The organism is Paraburkholderia sp. J63 (assembly GCF_905220245.1).
Taxonomy (GTDB): domain Bacteria; phylum Pseudomonadota; class Gammaproteobacteria; order Burkholderiales; family Burkholderiaceae; genus Paraburkholderia.
The window spans coordinates 19911-34932 of sequence record NZ_CAJMZF010000052.1; the positions used below are offsets into that span (position 1 = coordinate 19911).

The 15022-nt window shown below is 67.2% G+C and carries 12 protein-coding genes; 3 read left to right on the top strand and 9 right to left on the bottom strand.

Features of this window, described 5'->3' with window-relative positions:
- Nucleotides 1-238: 238 nt before the first annotated feature.
- Both U5775_RS34020 and U5775_RS34025 read right to left on the bottom strand, forming a co-directional pair.
- Entirely contained in the window at nucleotides 239-1033 is a 795-nt protein-coding gene (locus U5775_RS34020) for a DUF2968 domain-containing protein (protein WP_322062519.1), read from the bottom strand.
- Nucleotides 1034-1178: 145 nt separating this feature from the next.
- Entirely contained in the window at nucleotides 1179-1499 is a 321-nt protein-coding gene (locus U5775_RS34025; protein WP_322062520.1) for a hypothetical protein, read from the bottom strand.
- 353 nt (nucleotides 1500-1852) lie between these two features.
- Between U5775_RS34025 and U5775_RS34030 the strand changes: the two genes are divergently transcribed.
- Both U5775_RS34030 and ltaE read left to right on the top strand, forming a co-directional pair.
- The gene (locus tag U5775_RS34030; protein ID WP_322062521.1) at nucleotides 1853-2602 is read left to right on the top strand and encodes a peptidoglycan DD-metalloendopeptidase family protein; all 750 of its coding nucleotides are present in this window, start codon (nucleotides 1853-1855) and stop codon (nucleotides 2600-2602) included.
- Nucleotides 2603-2864: 262 nt separating this feature from the next.
- Nucleotides 2865-3869 (top strand): low-specificity L-threonine aldolase, encoded by a 1005-nt coding sequence (gene ltaE / locus U5775_RS34035; protein ID WP_322062522.1) that lies wholly within the window; start codon nucleotides 2865-2867, stop codon nucleotides 3867-3869.
- Nucleotides 3870-3918: 49 nt separating this feature from the next.
- On the opposite strand, the gene U5775_RS34040 is transcribed toward ltaE, so the two are convergent.
- Nucleotides 3919-5268, bottom strand: coding sequence for an MFS transporter (locus U5775_RS34040; RefSeq protein WP_322062549.1), 1350 nt, complete (start codon nucleotides 5266-5268; stop codon nucleotides 3919-3921).
- A 452-nt stretch (nucleotides 5269-5720) separates the two neighbouring features.
- On the opposite strand from U5775_RS34040, the gene U5775_RS34045 reads away from it, so the two are divergent.
- Nucleotides 5721-8177: a glycogen/starch/alpha-glucan phosphorylase gene (locus U5775_RS34045; RefSeq protein WP_322062523.1), complete on the top strand. Its 2457-nt coding sequence runs from the start codon at nucleotides 5721-5723 to the stop codon at nucleotides 8175-8177.
- A gap of 78 nt (nucleotides 8178-8255) precedes the next feature.
- Here U5775_RS34045 and U5775_RS34050 read toward each other — a convergent pair whose 3' ends face one another.
- From U5775_RS34050 to phnL, 6 genes are all read right to left on the bottom strand, one after another.
- The gene (locus U5775_RS34050; RefSeq protein WP_322062524.1) at nucleotides 8256-8663 is read right to left on the bottom strand and encodes a DUF6232 family protein; all 408 of its coding nucleotides are present in this window, start codon (nucleotides 8661-8663) and stop codon (nucleotides 8256-8258) included.
- A 101-nt stretch (nucleotides 8664-8764) separates the two neighbouring features.
- The gene (locus U5775_RS34055; RefSeq protein WP_322062525.1) at nucleotides 8765-9934 is read right to left on the bottom strand and encodes a porin; all 1170 of its coding nucleotides are present in this window, start codon (nucleotides 9932-9934) and stop codon (nucleotides 8765-8767) included.
- A gap of 409 nt (nucleotides 9935-10343) precedes the next feature.
- On the bottom strand, nucleotides 10344-11471 hold the full coding sequence (locus U5775_RS34060) for a succinylglutamate desuccinylase/aspartoacylase family protein (RefSeq protein WP_322062526.1): 1128 nt from the start codon (nucleotides 11469-11471) through the stop codon (nucleotides 10344-10346).
- A 254-nt stretch (nucleotides 11472-11725) separates the two neighbouring features.
- On the bottom strand, nucleotides 11726-12493 hold the full coding sequence (locus U5775_RS34065; RefSeq protein ID WP_322062527.1) for an ABC transporter substrate-binding protein: 768 nt from the start codon (nucleotides 12491-12493) through the stop codon (nucleotides 11726-11728).
- A 498-nt stretch (nucleotides 12494-12991) separates the two neighbouring features.
- On the bottom strand, nucleotides 12992-14125 hold the full coding sequence (locus U5775_RS34070) for an alpha-D-ribose 1-methylphosphonate 5-triphosphate diphosphatase (protein WP_322062528.1): 1134 nt from the start codon (nucleotides 14123-14125) through the stop codon (nucleotides 12992-12994).
- Nucleotides 14126-14242: 117 nt separating this feature from the next.
- Nucleotides 14243-15022, bottom strand: a complete 780-nt coding sequence (phnL, locus tag U5775_RS34075) for a phosphonate C-P lyase system protein PhnL (protein ID WP_322062529.1) — start codon at nucleotides 15020-15022, stop codon at nucleotides 14243-14245.

Consider the following 15022-nt stretch of genomic DNA (forward strand, 5'->3'; position numbering starts at 1 on the left):
GTAGAAGTGGAGTAATCAGTAGCATACCGAAGTAAGCAAAGAGGTTGCATTAGCAGTTGCAGTACGTAGCAAGCAATGGCGGTAAGCAGTTGAAGTTGCAGTACGCAGTAGCAGCATGCAGTCTGGCGCGGCCCGGTACAAACCGGCCCGCGCTTTTCTTTTATGGGCGTTCGACGCAACGCTCCATGCCATAGCAACGCTTAACAGAACTCCAGATGCCGCAACGGTGCGCGGCTCATCAGCGACCCGGCAAATGCGGTACGCCCTCGTTGCTCGTCACGCTCAGTTGATGGATCGTCCGATGCGCCTTGTTCAACTGCGCCTGCGCGGCGATGCGCTGCGCTTCGAGCTGCGCCACGTCCTTGCGCACTTGATGCTGGTGCGCGCTCACGCGGTGTTCCTGCTCGGCGTGGCGCTGCAGGTCGACGCGCAGACGCTCGGCCTGCGCCTCCGACTGTTCGATCTGCTTCGTGAGCATCGCGTTTTGCGCGGCCAACTGGGCGAGCCGCGTTTCGCCTTCGGCGAGGCGCATTGCTTGCTCTTCGAGATGATGAAACGCCGCGCCGGCCGAATCGGGATCGGTGGCCCGCAAGGCGTGCCAGAGCGTGTTGTCCTGATGCAGCGTCACGAAATAGGAGAGCGTCTGGCCATGGAACAGCAGCGTCACGGTGTAGTCGAAGCTGCGGAATACGCGGAAGGTCGTGAGCTCGTTCGCGGCAACGAGCGCTTCGAACGAGGCGCCATCAGCGAGCTGCACGGGCCGGTTGCTCAGATGCGAGGGCATGGCCGGCACCGCGTGCAGCGTGGAGACCGGGCGCGGCGCGGTGGCGGCATCGGGCATGTTCGGGCCGAGCGCCTCGGCGCTGCCGGGCGCACTGGCACCGCCGCTGGCGGGTCGTGCGACGGGTTCATCGCGCTCGATTGCGCTTGCTTCGGTGGGCGTTGTTTCATGCGGCGCCTCGTGCTTGACGGCGACGAGGTGCGACGCGCCGTTGGAAAGCACGGCGCTACGGCGATTCAGGAACGATTTCACGGCGGTTCCCCCAAAATGTCATGCCGGAAGTCGCGATGGCCCGGGCCTGAAGGCGGCGGGCGCAGGCGGCTGGCATGCGGTCGAGGTGGGGCGCTGCGGGTAGACGCAGCCGTCCGCGCCTGCATGGCTTGTGGCGTGCCGATGCTCAGTGCAGCAGGCGCCGACGGCGGGCAATATCGTCGAACAGCGCGTGGCCGGGCTCGAGCGCGAACCACCAGGTTTCGTCATAGCCGCTCAGGGTGTCGAGCGCGTCGCGCAGGCGCTCGAGCACGATGGCCGGGATTTCGACCGTCGCTTCCAGGCCTCCGGTCAACCGCGCGATACTGGCGTGCTGGACCAGTTCGTCGGCGGCTTCCGCGACGTCGGCGGCAAACACGAGATGGTTGTTCAGCAGTTCGACGAGGCCAGGCGATGCCGCGACATCTTCGACGTTGAGCTGCACGGAAAGGAAAGTGGCTTTGTTCATCCTCGGATTCCTCACGGACGTTGCACCACAGCGAGAGGCCTTTCGTCTGGATTTCGTCTGATTATCTGATGAGAGCCGCAGGACCCAGTATAGGCGAGCGCACAGGCGGGTGGGCCCGGCGTGCGCAGGACGCTGGCGGGCGATCCGCGGGCTCCGGGGCGAGCGATCGCGGCGCCCGGAGTGGCGACCGAAGCGGCGCGCGAAAAAAGCTCGTCACGCATGGGACGATATAATGGGGGCCGTTCGCCAATTCCGGCTTAATCAGGGTATCGCAGGCGAACGCCAGCGGCCCCACGCGCATCACAATACGTATCCCCGTCGTACGTAGCGAGGAACCAGCGAGGTACAGCAAGATGAATCGACAACGGCGAAACCCGGGCGCATACGCGGCATTGGCCGCACTCACGCTCGCCTGCAGCGCCTGCAGCACGCTCATGCCACCTTGGGAGGGCGGTACGATTTCGGCGCCCGCCCCGACGTCCAACGGCGTGCCCGCCGGCTACTACCGCGTCAATCCAGGCGACACGCTTTCGCGCATCGCCGGCGCCTATGGCCAGCGCCCGCAGGACCTCGCGAGCTGGAACCAGTTGCCGCCGAACGCGCAGGTGCTGCCCGGCCAGGTGCTGCGCGTGGCGCCGCCGCCGAACTACGCGACGAGTAACGCCAATCCGGCGCCGCAGCCGCCCGCCTATACCAACGCGGCGCCCGCGGCCGCCGGCGTCTCCGCGCCCGCGCCGGTCGGCGTCACGCTCGCGTGGCCCGTGCGCGGCCCGATCCTGCAGCGCTTCGCGCCGGGCAAGTCCAACGGCATCGTGATCGGCGGCACCCAGGGTGAGCCGGTCAAGGCCGCCGCCGCGGGCCGCGTGGTCTATGCGGGCACCGGCATCGAGGCCTACGGGCCGCTCGTCATCATCAAGCACGACGACCAGACCGTGACCGCCTATGGGCACAACAGCAAGCTGCTCGTGAAGGAAGACGACGCCGTCTCGCAAGGCCAGCCGATCGCCGAAATGGGCGTCGACAACAACGGCATCCCCGGCGTGGTGTTCGAAGTGCGCAGCGACGGCAAGCCGGTCGATCCGCTGCAACTGCTTCCGCGTTGAGCACCGGGCACGTACGCCGCGGCGCTATCGGTGCCACCGGCGCTACGTGCGCGCGCTGCATGTGCCGGTCATGCGCCGGTCATGCACTGTTCTTGTACCCGTCACGCGCCGGGCGCCCCCGCCTCCAGCGTGTCCAGGCGGTTGGCGCACTAGCCCAGGCTTCCCTTTCCAGGCCGTTTGAAAATACACTCGATGGTTTCCACGCCGCGCCACGCGGCGGAACGCGCCGTGCGCGCACGGCCATTACGAGGATGCCATCCGCATGATCGATCTGCGCAGCGACACCGTTACCCGTCCGAGCCTCGCCATGCTCGCCGCCATGACCCAGGCCGAAACCGGCGACGACGTCTGGGGCGACGATCCCACCGTGCTGCGCCTGCAGGCGCGCGTGGCCGAGGAGGCCGGCAAGGAGGCGGGGCTGTTTTTCCCGAGCGGCACCCAGAGCAACCTCGCCGCATTGATGGCGCATTGCGGCCGCGGCGACGAATACCTCGTCGGCCAGGCGGCCCACACGTACAAATACGAAGGCGGCGGTGCGGCGGTGCTCGGCAGCATCCAGCCGCAGCCGCTCGAAAACGCCGAGGACGGCACGATCGCGCTCGAACGCGTCGCCGCCGCGATCAAGCCGATCGACGACCACTTCGCGCGCACGCGCCTGTTCGCGCTCGAGAACACCATCGGCGGGAAGGTGCTGCCGGCCGCCTATGTCGCCGAGGCCACGCAGTTCGCGCATGGCCGCGGTCTCGCCACCCATCTCGACGGCGCACGCGTATTCAATGCGGTCGTTGCGTCGAACCAGCCGCTCAAGGCCCTGGCCGAGGGCTTCGACTCCGTGTCGATCTGCTTCTCGAAGGGCCTGGGCGCGCCGGTCGGCTCGGTGCTCGTGGGCAGCAAGGCGCTGATCGACGTGGCGCACCGCTGGCGCAAGGTGCTCGGCGGCGGCATGCGCCAGTCGGGCGTGCTCGCGGCGGCTTGCCTCTACGCGCTCGATCACAACGTCACGCGTCTCGCCGACGATCACGCGAATGCGGAACGTCTCGCCGCCGGGCTCGCGCAGATCGACGAGGTGAAGGTGGCGTCGCTGGCCACCAACATGGTGTTCGCGCAGTTCCCGCAGGCCGATTGCGCGCCGCTGGAGGCGTGGCTCAAGGAGCGCGGCATCCTCACGCAGATGCTCTATGCGTCGCGCTTCGTGACGCACCTCGACGTGAGCGCCGCCGATATCGATACTTTCGTCGCGGCGGTGAAGGGGTACTTCAAGCGTTAATCGGCGATGCGGGTTGTGGTGCGCGCCGGCCTGGCGGCGCACCCATCGCTCACTTCTTTACGGCGCGATGCGACGGCGCGAACAGCCGCAAGCCGCTCGCCACGCTCGCCGCCGCCGCAAAGGCGGCGCCCAGACCCAGCGCCAGCGTGGGCCCATGCGCGCCCGCAATCCCGAAGCACAGCGCCACGAGCGCCGCGCCCGTGGTCTGTCCGAGCAGGCGCGAGACCGCGATGGTGCCGCTCGCGCCGCCACTGCGCTCGGGCGGCGCCGACGACATGATCGCCTTCAGGTTCGGCGACTGGAAGAAGCCGAAGCCCGCGCCGCAGATCGACATGCGGATCACGATATCGGGCAGGCCCGGATGCGCGGGCAGCAGTGCGAGCGACGCCATGCCGGCCGCGAGGATCGCAAGGCCGATCCCGCCGAGCAGGCCCGGCGGATAGCGGTCGGAGAGCCGTCCCGCAATGGGCGCGGCGGCGGCCACGACCACGGACCAAGGCGTCATCAGGAAGCCCGTTTCCACCTGGCTGCGCATCAGCACGGTTTCGAAATAGAACGGCAGCGAGACGAACGCGAGACCCTGGGCCGCGAACGAGCACATGGCCGTCAATGAAGAGAGCGCGAATACGGGCCGCTTGAACAGGTCGACGGGCAGCATCGGCGCGGGATGCCCAGCCTCGCGGCGGATCAGCAGCGCGCCGAACACGAGCGCCGTGACCGCGGCCACGGCCACTTCCTTGCCCGGCGCGCGCTGCGCCGCCTCGCCGAGCGCGAAGATCAGCGCGGCGAAGGTCACGAGGTTGAGCAGCGCGGCGAGCGGGTCGAAGGCGTGCTTGCCGCGCTCCGTGTGCGGCAGCGCGGGCAGCGCGAACACGAGCGCGACCAGCCCGAGCGGCACGTTGATCCCGAAGAGCCAGGGCCAGGTGCCCGCCGAGAGAATGATCGAGGCGATGGTCGGCCCCACGGCGAACGAGACGCCCACGATCAGCGCGTTCATGCCCAGCCCGCGTCCGAGCCGGTGCGGCGGGTAGAGAAAACGGATCAGCGCCGTGTTGACGCTCATGATCGCGCTCGCGCCGAGTCCCTGCAGCACGCGCGCGCCGGCGAGCGCCGTGAGCGTGGGCGCGAGCGAGCAGGCCAGCGACGCCACCGTGAAGATCGCGAGCCCGCTGATATAGATGCGCCGGTGCCCGACGATGTCGCCTAGCGCGGCGAGCGGCAGCAGCGTCGCCACCATCGCGAGCTGGTACGCGTTGATGATCCAGACCGAGGCGGCGGGCGCCGCGTGCAGATCGGCGGCGATGGCGGGCAGGGCGGTGTTGGCGATGGCCGTGTCGAGCGTCGCCAGCGCGACGGCGAGCATGATCGCGGCCATCGCGCGGCGGTTTTTGGGCGACATGGGCGCGTCGGCGCGCTCGGTGACGCTTTGCGCGGTGCGGGTTTCGGACACGGCGGATCTCGGCTGATTCGAAGCGGGGGGCGCTTACGCGCGAACCCGGCAGGCGCGGGCGCGCATCTCGCGATTGTTGCAGAGGCGGCCCGATTCTGCAGCGGCCGTTTCAAAGCGTGAGCCGCCTGTAAGGTGGCGCGGGCGTGGGCCACAAACGCAGGCACGAGCGCGGAAAAACCGTTCGCCAATGCGCTTCAAACGCAACTAACCGCCAAGAGCGCCCAATTCCCGCGAGCCGCCAGTGCGCCGCGCATCCACGCGGAAAGCCATGCGCCACGGGCATGGCGCGGCGCCGCACGCCACCCGAAAATGTCCTACTCTGCAAACTGATCCGCGCTGCCCGGCGGCCGCATTTGCCGCGTCCGCTGTCCGCAGCGCGCCGTTTTTTCGGGAGACATTCGATGACAGCAGTGGGTCTTGAATTCGACCAGTTGAAGAGCAGTGCCGACGCCCTGCGCCGTTCCGTGTCGAACCGCATGATGTATGGCGTCGGCAAGGACGCCGTGACGGCGCGTCCGCAGGACTGGCTGCACGCCGCCGCGCTTGCCGTGCGCGACCGTCTCGTCGAGCGCTGGATGGTGACCACGCGCCGCCAGTACGACCAGGACGCCAAGCGCGTCTATTACCTGTCGATGGAATTCCTCATCGGCCGCACCTTCTCCAATGCGCTGCTCGCGCTCGGCATCTACGAGCCGATGAAAGAGGCGCTCGCGGGCCTCGGCGTCGACATGGAAGCGCTGATCGACCTCGAGCCCGACGCCGCGCTCGGCAACGGCGGCCTCGGGCGCCTCGCCGCGTGCTTTCTCGACTCGATGGCCACGCTCGGCATTCCGGGCTTCGGCTACGGCATCCGCTACGACTACGGCATGTTTCGCCAGCAGATCATTAACGGCGAGCAGGTGGAGGAGCCCGACTACTGGCTGAGCTCGGGCAACCCATGGGAATTTCCGCGCCCCGAGGTCCAGTATCCGGTGCATTTCGGCGGACGCACCGTGCAGCGCAACGGCGCCGTCGAGTGGATCGAGACGCAGCACGTGAACGCGATGGCCTACGACACCATCATTCCCGGCTACGCGACGAGCGCGACCAACACGCTGCGCCTGTGGTCCGCGCGCGCCGCCGAGGAGCTCAATCTCCTGGCGTTCAATCAGGGCGAGTATCAGCGCGCGGTGGAAGCGCGCAACATATCCGAGAACGTCTCGCGCCTGCTCTATCCCGACGATTCGACCATGGCGGGCCGCGAATTGCGCCTGCGCCAGGAATACTTCTTCGTCTCGGCGACGATGCAGGATCTGATCCGCCGCCACCTGCGCACGCACAGCACGTTCGGCCGCTTCTCCGACAAGGTCGCGGTACATCTGAACGATACGCACCCGGTGCTGGCGATCCCCGAGCTGATCCGCCTGCTCGTGGACGTCCATCACATGCCCTGGAACGAGGCGATGGGCCACGTCAAGCGCGTATTCTCGTACACGAATCACACGCTGATGCCCGAAGCGCTGGAAACCTGGGACGTCGAACTATTGGCGCGCCTGCTGCCGCGCCATCTCGAGATTATCTTCGACATCAACGCCGCGTTCCTGCGCGAGGCGAGCGAGAAGGGCACGCACGATCTCGACTTCATCCGCCGCATTTCGCTCGTGGACGAATACGGCCAGCGGCGCGTGCGCATGGCCTATCTCGCGATCGTCGCGAGCCACAAGGTCAATGGCGTCTCGAAGCTGCACTCGCAACTGATGACGCGCGATATCTTCGCCGACTTCGCGCGGCTGTTTCCCGAGCGCTTCACCAATGTGACCAACGGCATCACGCCGCGGCGCTGGCTCGCCCAGGCGAGCCCGCCGCTCGCGCGGCTCGTGGACGAGACCATCGGCACGCATTGGCGCACCGATCTGTTCGAGCTCGGCGCGCTGCGCAAGCTCGCCGGCGACGCGGCGTTCGAAGAGGCGTTCCGCGCGGCCAAGCGCGAGAACAAGGTGCGCCTCATCCGCAAGATGACCGCGCGAACCGGCCTCGCGTTCAATCCCGACGCGCTGTTCGACATGCAGGTCAAGCGCATCCACGAATACAAGCGGCAACTGCTCAACGTGCTGCACGTGATCACGCGCTACAACCGCATCGTGCAGGAGCCCGAACGAGACTGGGTGCCGCGCGTGGTGCTGTTCGCGGGCAAGGCGGCCTCGGCTTACCGCATGGCCAAGACCATCATTCGCCTCATCAACGACGTGGCCGACAAGGTGAATCAGGACCCCGTCGTGGGCGACCGCCTCAAGGTGGTGTTCGTGCCGAACTACGGCGTGAGCGTGGCCGAAGTGCTGATTCCCGCAGCCGACCTTTCCGAGCAGATCTCGACGGCGGGCACCGAGGCGTCGGGCACCGGCAACATGAAGCTCGCGCTCAACGGCGCGCTGACGATGGGCACGCTGGACGGCGCGAACATCGAGATCGGCGAGGCCGTGGGCGCGGACAACATCTTCATCTTCGGCAATACGTCCGACCAGGTCGATGCGCTGCGTTGCGCGGGCTACCGGCCGCGTCAGATCTACGAAGAGAATGCCGAGCTGCGCATGGTGCTCGACCAGATTCGCAAGGGCTTTTTCTCGCCTGAAGATCCGGCGCGTTACGCGGAAATCTTCCACACGCTCGTGGACTGGGGCGATCACTACATGGTGCTCGCCGACTACGCCGCGTTCGTGCAGGCGCAGGAGGCGGCGGACCGGCGCTTCGTCGACGTGCCTGGCTGGACCGCGAGCGCGATCGAGAACGTGGCGGGCATGGGCATGTTCTCGTCGGACCGCGCGATTGCGGAGTACGCGCGCGAGATCTGGCATACCTTGCCGATCGATACGGCGCGCTGATGCGCGCCGGTAGTGATTGCTAGTGATGCGCGGCGGGTTGAGGTCGAGTTGACGTCCGTACTGTGGTCGCTCGCGGACTTACTGCGCGGCGGGGCGCGCCGCGCTCGCCTCGGTGCTGGCGGCCTTGGCCGCGCGCACGGCCTGCTCGACGCGCTCGAGGAAGGCAAGGTCGGCGCTCCAGACCGCTTCGCGCGATTCGCCGCCCGTCACGACGAAGAGCTGGTGCCGGGCTTCCTGCCAGATCCACGCGAGCCAGCCCACGACCACCATCATCACGCCGCATGCGAGTCCGGCGCCCGAGCCGTATGCGCCGCCTGCCGCGGCGAGCGCCACGCCGATCAGCGAGAGCGCGATGGGCACCGTGCGCTTGCGCTGCCCGGCGACGATGCGCAAGTCGTCGATGTCGCGCAACGGGAAGACCTGGCCCGCGGCGGAGAGCGCGGTGCGCGTGACCGAGACGCCGGCTTCGTTGAAAGGGAGTTCCATCGATTCGATCGCTGCGAGGGGAAAGGGCGCAGCGTACCAGAAGCGCGCGCGAAGCGGCAGCTCGCACGGCGCCGCAGCCAGCGGCGCCGTGTGGCACAAGCTTAGAACTTGTGGCGGATGCCCACGCGCAGCGCGACCTGGTTCTGCGAGCCGCTGCCCGACGGGGCGAAGATGCTCGATGACGAATCGCCGATCTGCGCCTGGACCGGCGCGCCCTTGTAGGTGCCCGATGCGTCTTCGTAAGCCACGAGCGCGTAGACGTCCGTGCGCTTGCTGAGCGCATAGTCGGCCGACGCGTTGACCTGGTTCCAGTGCGCCGTGAACAGGCCCGAAGCGCGCGAGTACGTGTAGCCCACCGCGGCCGTGAAGGCCGGCGTGAACGCGTACTTGGCGCCCGCTTCATAGGCGTTGTAGAGCGTCGACGAACCCGTGACCGGCGCGAAGCGCGTGTTGGTCCAGAGCAGCCACATCGTCGCCGGGCCGAACACGTAGCGGCCGCCGAAACCGAACGAGCGCAGATCGCGGATCACGCCCGTGCTGCTGCCGGTCGTGTTGACGTTGGCGAGCGAGGTCGAGAACGTCGTCGGCGATGCCGCGGCCGGATAGGTGATGTCCGTGTACGCGCCGCCGAGGCTGAACGGACCGTATGCGTAGTTCGCGCCGAAGCTGTACGCGCGCGAAGAGGCCGTCGCGGTGCCGGCCGGCGAGCCCGCGAACGAGGTCGTGTTCGAGAAGCCATAGAGGCCGCCGAATGTGAAGCCCGAGAAGTTCACGCTCTGGAACTTGACGGCGTTGTTGATGCGGCTCGACGTGAGCTGGTCGACGTCGTTGACGTGGTAGGCCCAGTTGCCCGAGACCGTGTTGCCGCCCGTCGAGTACTGCCCGCCGAGCACGTCCGTGCTGAACGAGTATTGACGGCCGAACGTGAGCGAGCCGATGTTGTCCTTCGTGAGGCCGACATAGGCCTGACGGCCGAACATCGCGCCGCCCTGGCCGGCCGTGCCGTTACCGACGTTGAAGCCGTTTTCGAGCACGAAGATCGCCTTCAGGCCGCCGCCCAGGTCTTCCGAGCCGCGCAGGCCCCAACGGCTGCCTTGCGCGACGCCGTCGCCGAACGTGAAGGCCTTCGAGCTGCCCTTGGACGCGTCCTGAACGTGGTTGATGTAGTTCACGCCCGCATCGATCAGGCCGTACAGGGTCACGCTGCTTTGCGCGTGAGCGGCGCCCGCAAACGTGGTCAGAATAGCGGTGGTCAAAATCTTGTTTTTCAACTGTTTCTCCGGATGAAGGAAAGTCTGTGCCGGGCTTCTTGGGAGCCGGTTGGTGCGACGCGCTGCAATTTAAGGGTCGATCACGAAAGCAATGTGACAGTAAGGATATGCAGGCTGAATGTCGCCCTGGTGTGGTGCGGATGCCACAAGGGGCTTGCGAGTGGCGCAAGCTGGCCACGAGCCGCGCCGGGATTGGGTCGGCGGGAATGGGAAGGGGGCGAATGCGGCGCGGGAAGCAGAGAAATGCGGGTTATAAAATTTTCTGCTTTAAATCATCCAGATTCGTATATGGATCGCCGATTTGATTGGCAATCCGAATTAACTGGAAGGGGAGTTTTGCCGGTGAGGCGCACGGGCTCGTTCGTATCAGGACACGAGCCCCTGCGCCCGGGAAAGCATCAGCAAAACATCAAAGCGAAAGCAGCGAACCCGTGCGGATCGGCCTGTCGCCCGCAATGCGCGCGATCTCCATGCCGGCCGTCGCGAAGCGCGCGCTATGCCGCGCGTACATCACGCCGCTCACACTCGCATACAGCGTGGTCAATTCGTCGGTGAGCGGGTCCACGATGTCGGCGACCGGTGCGCCGGCTTCGATCCACGCGCCGCATTCGGCGCGGAACACGATCACGCCGCTTGCCGGCGCCGTGATGGGTTCCGTGCCCGCGAGCGGCGTGGCTGGATGCGCGAGCGGCGGCAGCGGGGCCGCCGTGCCCTCGATCACGCCATAGCCAATCAGATAATCGACGATGGCTTGCGCATCGTGCTCGGCGAATTCGTGCGAGACGTCGCGCTGGCTGCGCAGCTCCACGGTCACCGAAATCGAGCTGTGCGGAATCGGGAAGCGCTGGCCGAAGCGCTCGCGCAGCTCCGACCAGCAGAAGCTGTGAATTTCGTCGAACGGATTGCCGATCGAATTGAGCGCGAGCAGCGACGCCTTGGCGTCCAGATAGCGCGCGAGCGGTTCGACCTCGGGCCAGAGCTCGGGATTCGTGTAGATGTGCAGCGCGGCTTCCCAGTCGCAATGCAGGTCGAGCACGATATCGGCGTCATAGGACAGGCGCTGCAGCGCGAGGCGCTGCGACTCGATTTCGGTCTTCGGCTTTTGCGCCGCGAGCGCCTCGCCCATCGCGGCGCGAATGGCGCGGCGGTTCGCGTCGGCGTCGGGGCCGAGGCGCGCCTCGATCTGCGGCAGCACGAGCGCCGTGAGATCGTAGAAGTTGCGATTGAAGTTCTGCGCGGTGTTCGACTCGAAGCGGCCGATCAGATGGCCGAGCCAATGCTGGTTCAGGCCGATGGGGTTCGCCACCGGCACGATCACGATCTCGCCGAGCAAGCGGCCCGCGGCTTCGAGCGCGGCAAGCTTGCGCCGCAGCGCCCAGGCGGTGAGCATGCCGGGCAGCTCGTCGGCGTGCAGGGACGATTGCACGTACACCTTCTTGCCGCCGGATTGACCGCTGGTTGGGCCGTAATGGAAGCTCGTGATCTGGCGCACGGTGCCGAGTGCAGGCGCTATCAACGGATGGTGGTGGGTTTGCATGATGGGCTCGCGCGGCGCGCGCAGGCGCACGGCGCGTTCAGAGTGAGGGGTAGGGATGGCCCGCGGGCGGGCCGGTGCACATGATCTTAGCCGATATGGACAGCGGGCCGAAAGCGGGGCGCCCGCTTCCCCGGGGCGCGAACAGGAACATTCCACGGCCAGAAAGCAGAAAGCCCAGACCGGATGGGTCTGGGCTTTCTTCCCTCGTCAAACCGGCTCCGCGTCTTCACGCGGCGCCGGTGCTCGGGCGATGCTTAGCTGCCGTACACGTCGAAGTCGAAGTACTTCGACTCGATCTTCTTGTACGTGCCGTCCTTGATCATGTCGGCGATGGCCTTGTCGATCTTCGTCTTCAGGTCGGTGTCTTCCTTGCGCAGGCCGATGGCCGCCGCGCCCGTCGGGATTTCCTTGCCCGCGAACTGGAAGCCCGCGCCGCGCGGCGTCTTCAGGAAGCCGAGGTCGGCCTGCACTTCATCCTGCAGCGCAGCGTCCAGACGGCCCGAGAGCAAGTCGGCATAGACCTGGTCCTGGTTCTGGTAAGGCACCACGTTCACGCCCTTGGGCGCCCAGTTTTCCTTCGCATAGGTTTCCTGGATCGTGCCCTGCTCGACGCCCACCGACTTGCCCTTGAGCGAGTCGGCCGTCGGCTGAAGGCTCGAGCCCTTCTTGGCGACCAGACGCGTCGGCGTGTTGAACAGCTTCGCCGAGAAGGCAATCTGCTCTTCGCGCTGCGGGGTGATCGTCATCGAGGAAAGCACGCCGTCGAACTTCTTCGCCTTCAGGCCCGGGATCATGCCGTCGAAGTCCTGCTCGACCCAGACGCACTTCGCGTTCAGGCGCTTGCAGATCTCGTTGCCGAGGTCGATGTCGAAGCCGACGAGCTTGCCATCGGGTGCCTTGGATTCGAACGGCGCGTAGCTCGCGTCGACGCCGAAGCGCACGGTGGTCCAGTCCTTCGCGTGGGCGACGCCGGCCGAGACGGCGAGCAGGGCAACCGACAGGGTGGCAAGCAGTTTTTTCACTATGTGTACTCCTCGGTATGGTTCAGGGCGCGCAGCGTGCGGTGTGCCGCCGCCGCGCATTGTTCCGGCGCGGCTCGCGCCGGAACTTTCGTTGGGCTCGCTGGCTTGGGAGCGAGCGGCGGCGCAAAGCTTACCTGGTCAAAATTGCTGCGTCGCTAGTGTAATACCGGATGGCGGGATCAAAAGTGCGTGAACGTTCGTTCGCAGAGCGCTGCGCCTGGGCGCAAAGCCTTGTGGGACAAGGCACACGGAGTTCGGGCCGGGCGCCGTGGGCGGTGCCCGCGAGGGGAATTGCGATGCTCCGCCGCAACAGTCTGAACAATGCGGCATGCATATGAAGGGGAGTTGAAAACAAAACGATGGCGCGCCGTTGGCTTCGGTGTCAGGCAGACCGTCGGCGTGCCCTGTTTTCGTTGCGATGCAGCACCGTGATTCATCGCGGAAGGCGCGTGTGAATGCAGCATGAAGCGCGCGCACGGAGGCGCGCTTCGGCTTCGCTCAGACCACGCGCACGCCCGCGCGATACGTCGCGCGCGGCACGGGCAGCGCGTCGAGCATCGTCACGCGCACGAAGTCCGCGCGCAGGCCGGGCTCGATCGCGCCGCGGTCGGTAAGGCCAGCCTTGTGCGCTGGCTTCCACGAGACCGTGGCGAGCGCGCGCGGCAGCGTCCAGTCGGCCCTGGTCACGAGGTCGAACGCGGCGGTCAGGAGGCTCGAGGGCACGTAGTCCGACGAGAGGATGTCGAGCAGGCCCGCCTGCGCCAGTTCGAGCGCCGAGACGTTGCCCGAATGCGAGCCGCCGCGCACCACATTGGGCGCGCCCATGATCGTCGCGATGCCGCGCTTCCTGGCTTCCTCGGCGGCCACGCGCGTGGTCGGAAATTCGGCGAGCACGATGCCTTCCTCGGCCGCCTGCTCGACGTGCTCGACGAGCGTGTCGTCATGGCTCGCGAGCGGGATCCCGCGCGCGCGGCAGCGCTCGACGATCTCGCGGCGATGGGCTTCGGCATAGCGCTCCTGCTCGGTGGCCATCTCGGCGAGCAGGGTCTCGGCCTCTTCGTCGGTCCATTTGCCGTGGCGCTCCTGGAAGCGCCGCCATTGGCTGCGGTCGTGCCACTGGCGCTGGCCCGGCGTGTGGTCCATCACCGAGGCGAGGCGCAAGAGCGGGTGCTCGCTCAGCGTGTCGAATAGCTCGATCACGTCTTCGGTCGCGATCTCGCAGCGCAGGTGCAGAAAGTGGTCGGCGCGCAGCAACTGGCGCTCCGAAAAGCGCGTGAGCGCGGCGGCGCTCGCGAGCTGCACCTCGCGGCCGCGCACGCTCACGGCGGCGCGCGTGCCGATGGCGAGCGCATCGAACACCGTGGTGATGCCAGCGGCGGCGATCTGCGCGTCGTGGATCACGAACGCGGCGTCGGTGTTCCAGTGCACGCCGGGGCGCGGCGCGAGGTGCTTTTCGAGGTTGTCGGTGTGCAGCTCGACGAGCCCCGGCAGCAGGAAGTCGCCTTCCCAGTCCTGCGCATCGGGCGCGGCCGTCGTGCCGCGCGAGATCTCACGGATCGTGCCGTCTTCGACACGTAGCGTGCCGGTGAAAACTTCGTCTCGCGTCACGATGCGAGCGTTCTTGATCAACATCGTCGGGCTCCGGAAATCGGGTCGCATTCTTGATGCCATTCGAGCGCCAGTGCAGGCGCGGATTCAAAGGGGATTGTGCCTGCCGCAAATGACAGGCCGTGGTTTTTCAGGGCACTTTCAGGCCATTTCCGTCGCGGTCGCGGGCGCGGGCGCGGGCGCCTGCGGTGCAGCGAGCGCCAGCACGCGCGTGGCCACGCGCACGCGCGTGTCCTCGTCGTGAAAGACGCCGACGATCGCCGCGCCGCGCTCGCGCGCTTCCACGATCAGGCCCGCGACCACTTCGCGGTTTTCGGCGTCGAGCGAGGCCGTGGGCTCGTCGAGCAGCAGCACGCGATGCTGCGCGATCAGACCGCGCGCGATGTTCACGCGCTGCTGCTCGCCGCCCGAGAAGGTCGCGGGCGCGAGCGGCCAGAGGCGCCGCGGCACGTTCAGGCGCGCGAGCAGCGCGGCGGCTTGTTCGCGCGCTTCGTCTTGCTCCACGCCGCGCGAGACGAGCGGCGCGGCGACGATATCGAGCGCGCTCACGCGCGGAATCACGCGCAGGAACTGGCTCACGTAGCCCACCACGTTGCGGCGCAGGCGCAGCACGTCGTGGGGCTCGGCGCCGGCGATCTCCAGATGCTGCCCGGGCGCGGCTTCGTCGCGAATCGCGATTGAGCCGCCGCTCGCGAGATAGTTGCCGTAGAGGCAGCGCAGGAACGTGCTTTTGCCCGCGCCCGAGGGCCCGACCAGCACGACGCATTCGCCGCGCTCGACGTCGAGCGAGACGCCCGCGAGCGCTTCGATGCCGATGCCGCCCTGGCCGTGCAGCGTGAAGGTCTTGCGCACGTTTTCGGCGCGCAGCATGAGTGCGGGGCGCTCGGCGAACGCGCGCGCGATCGATGAATCCGGTGTCAT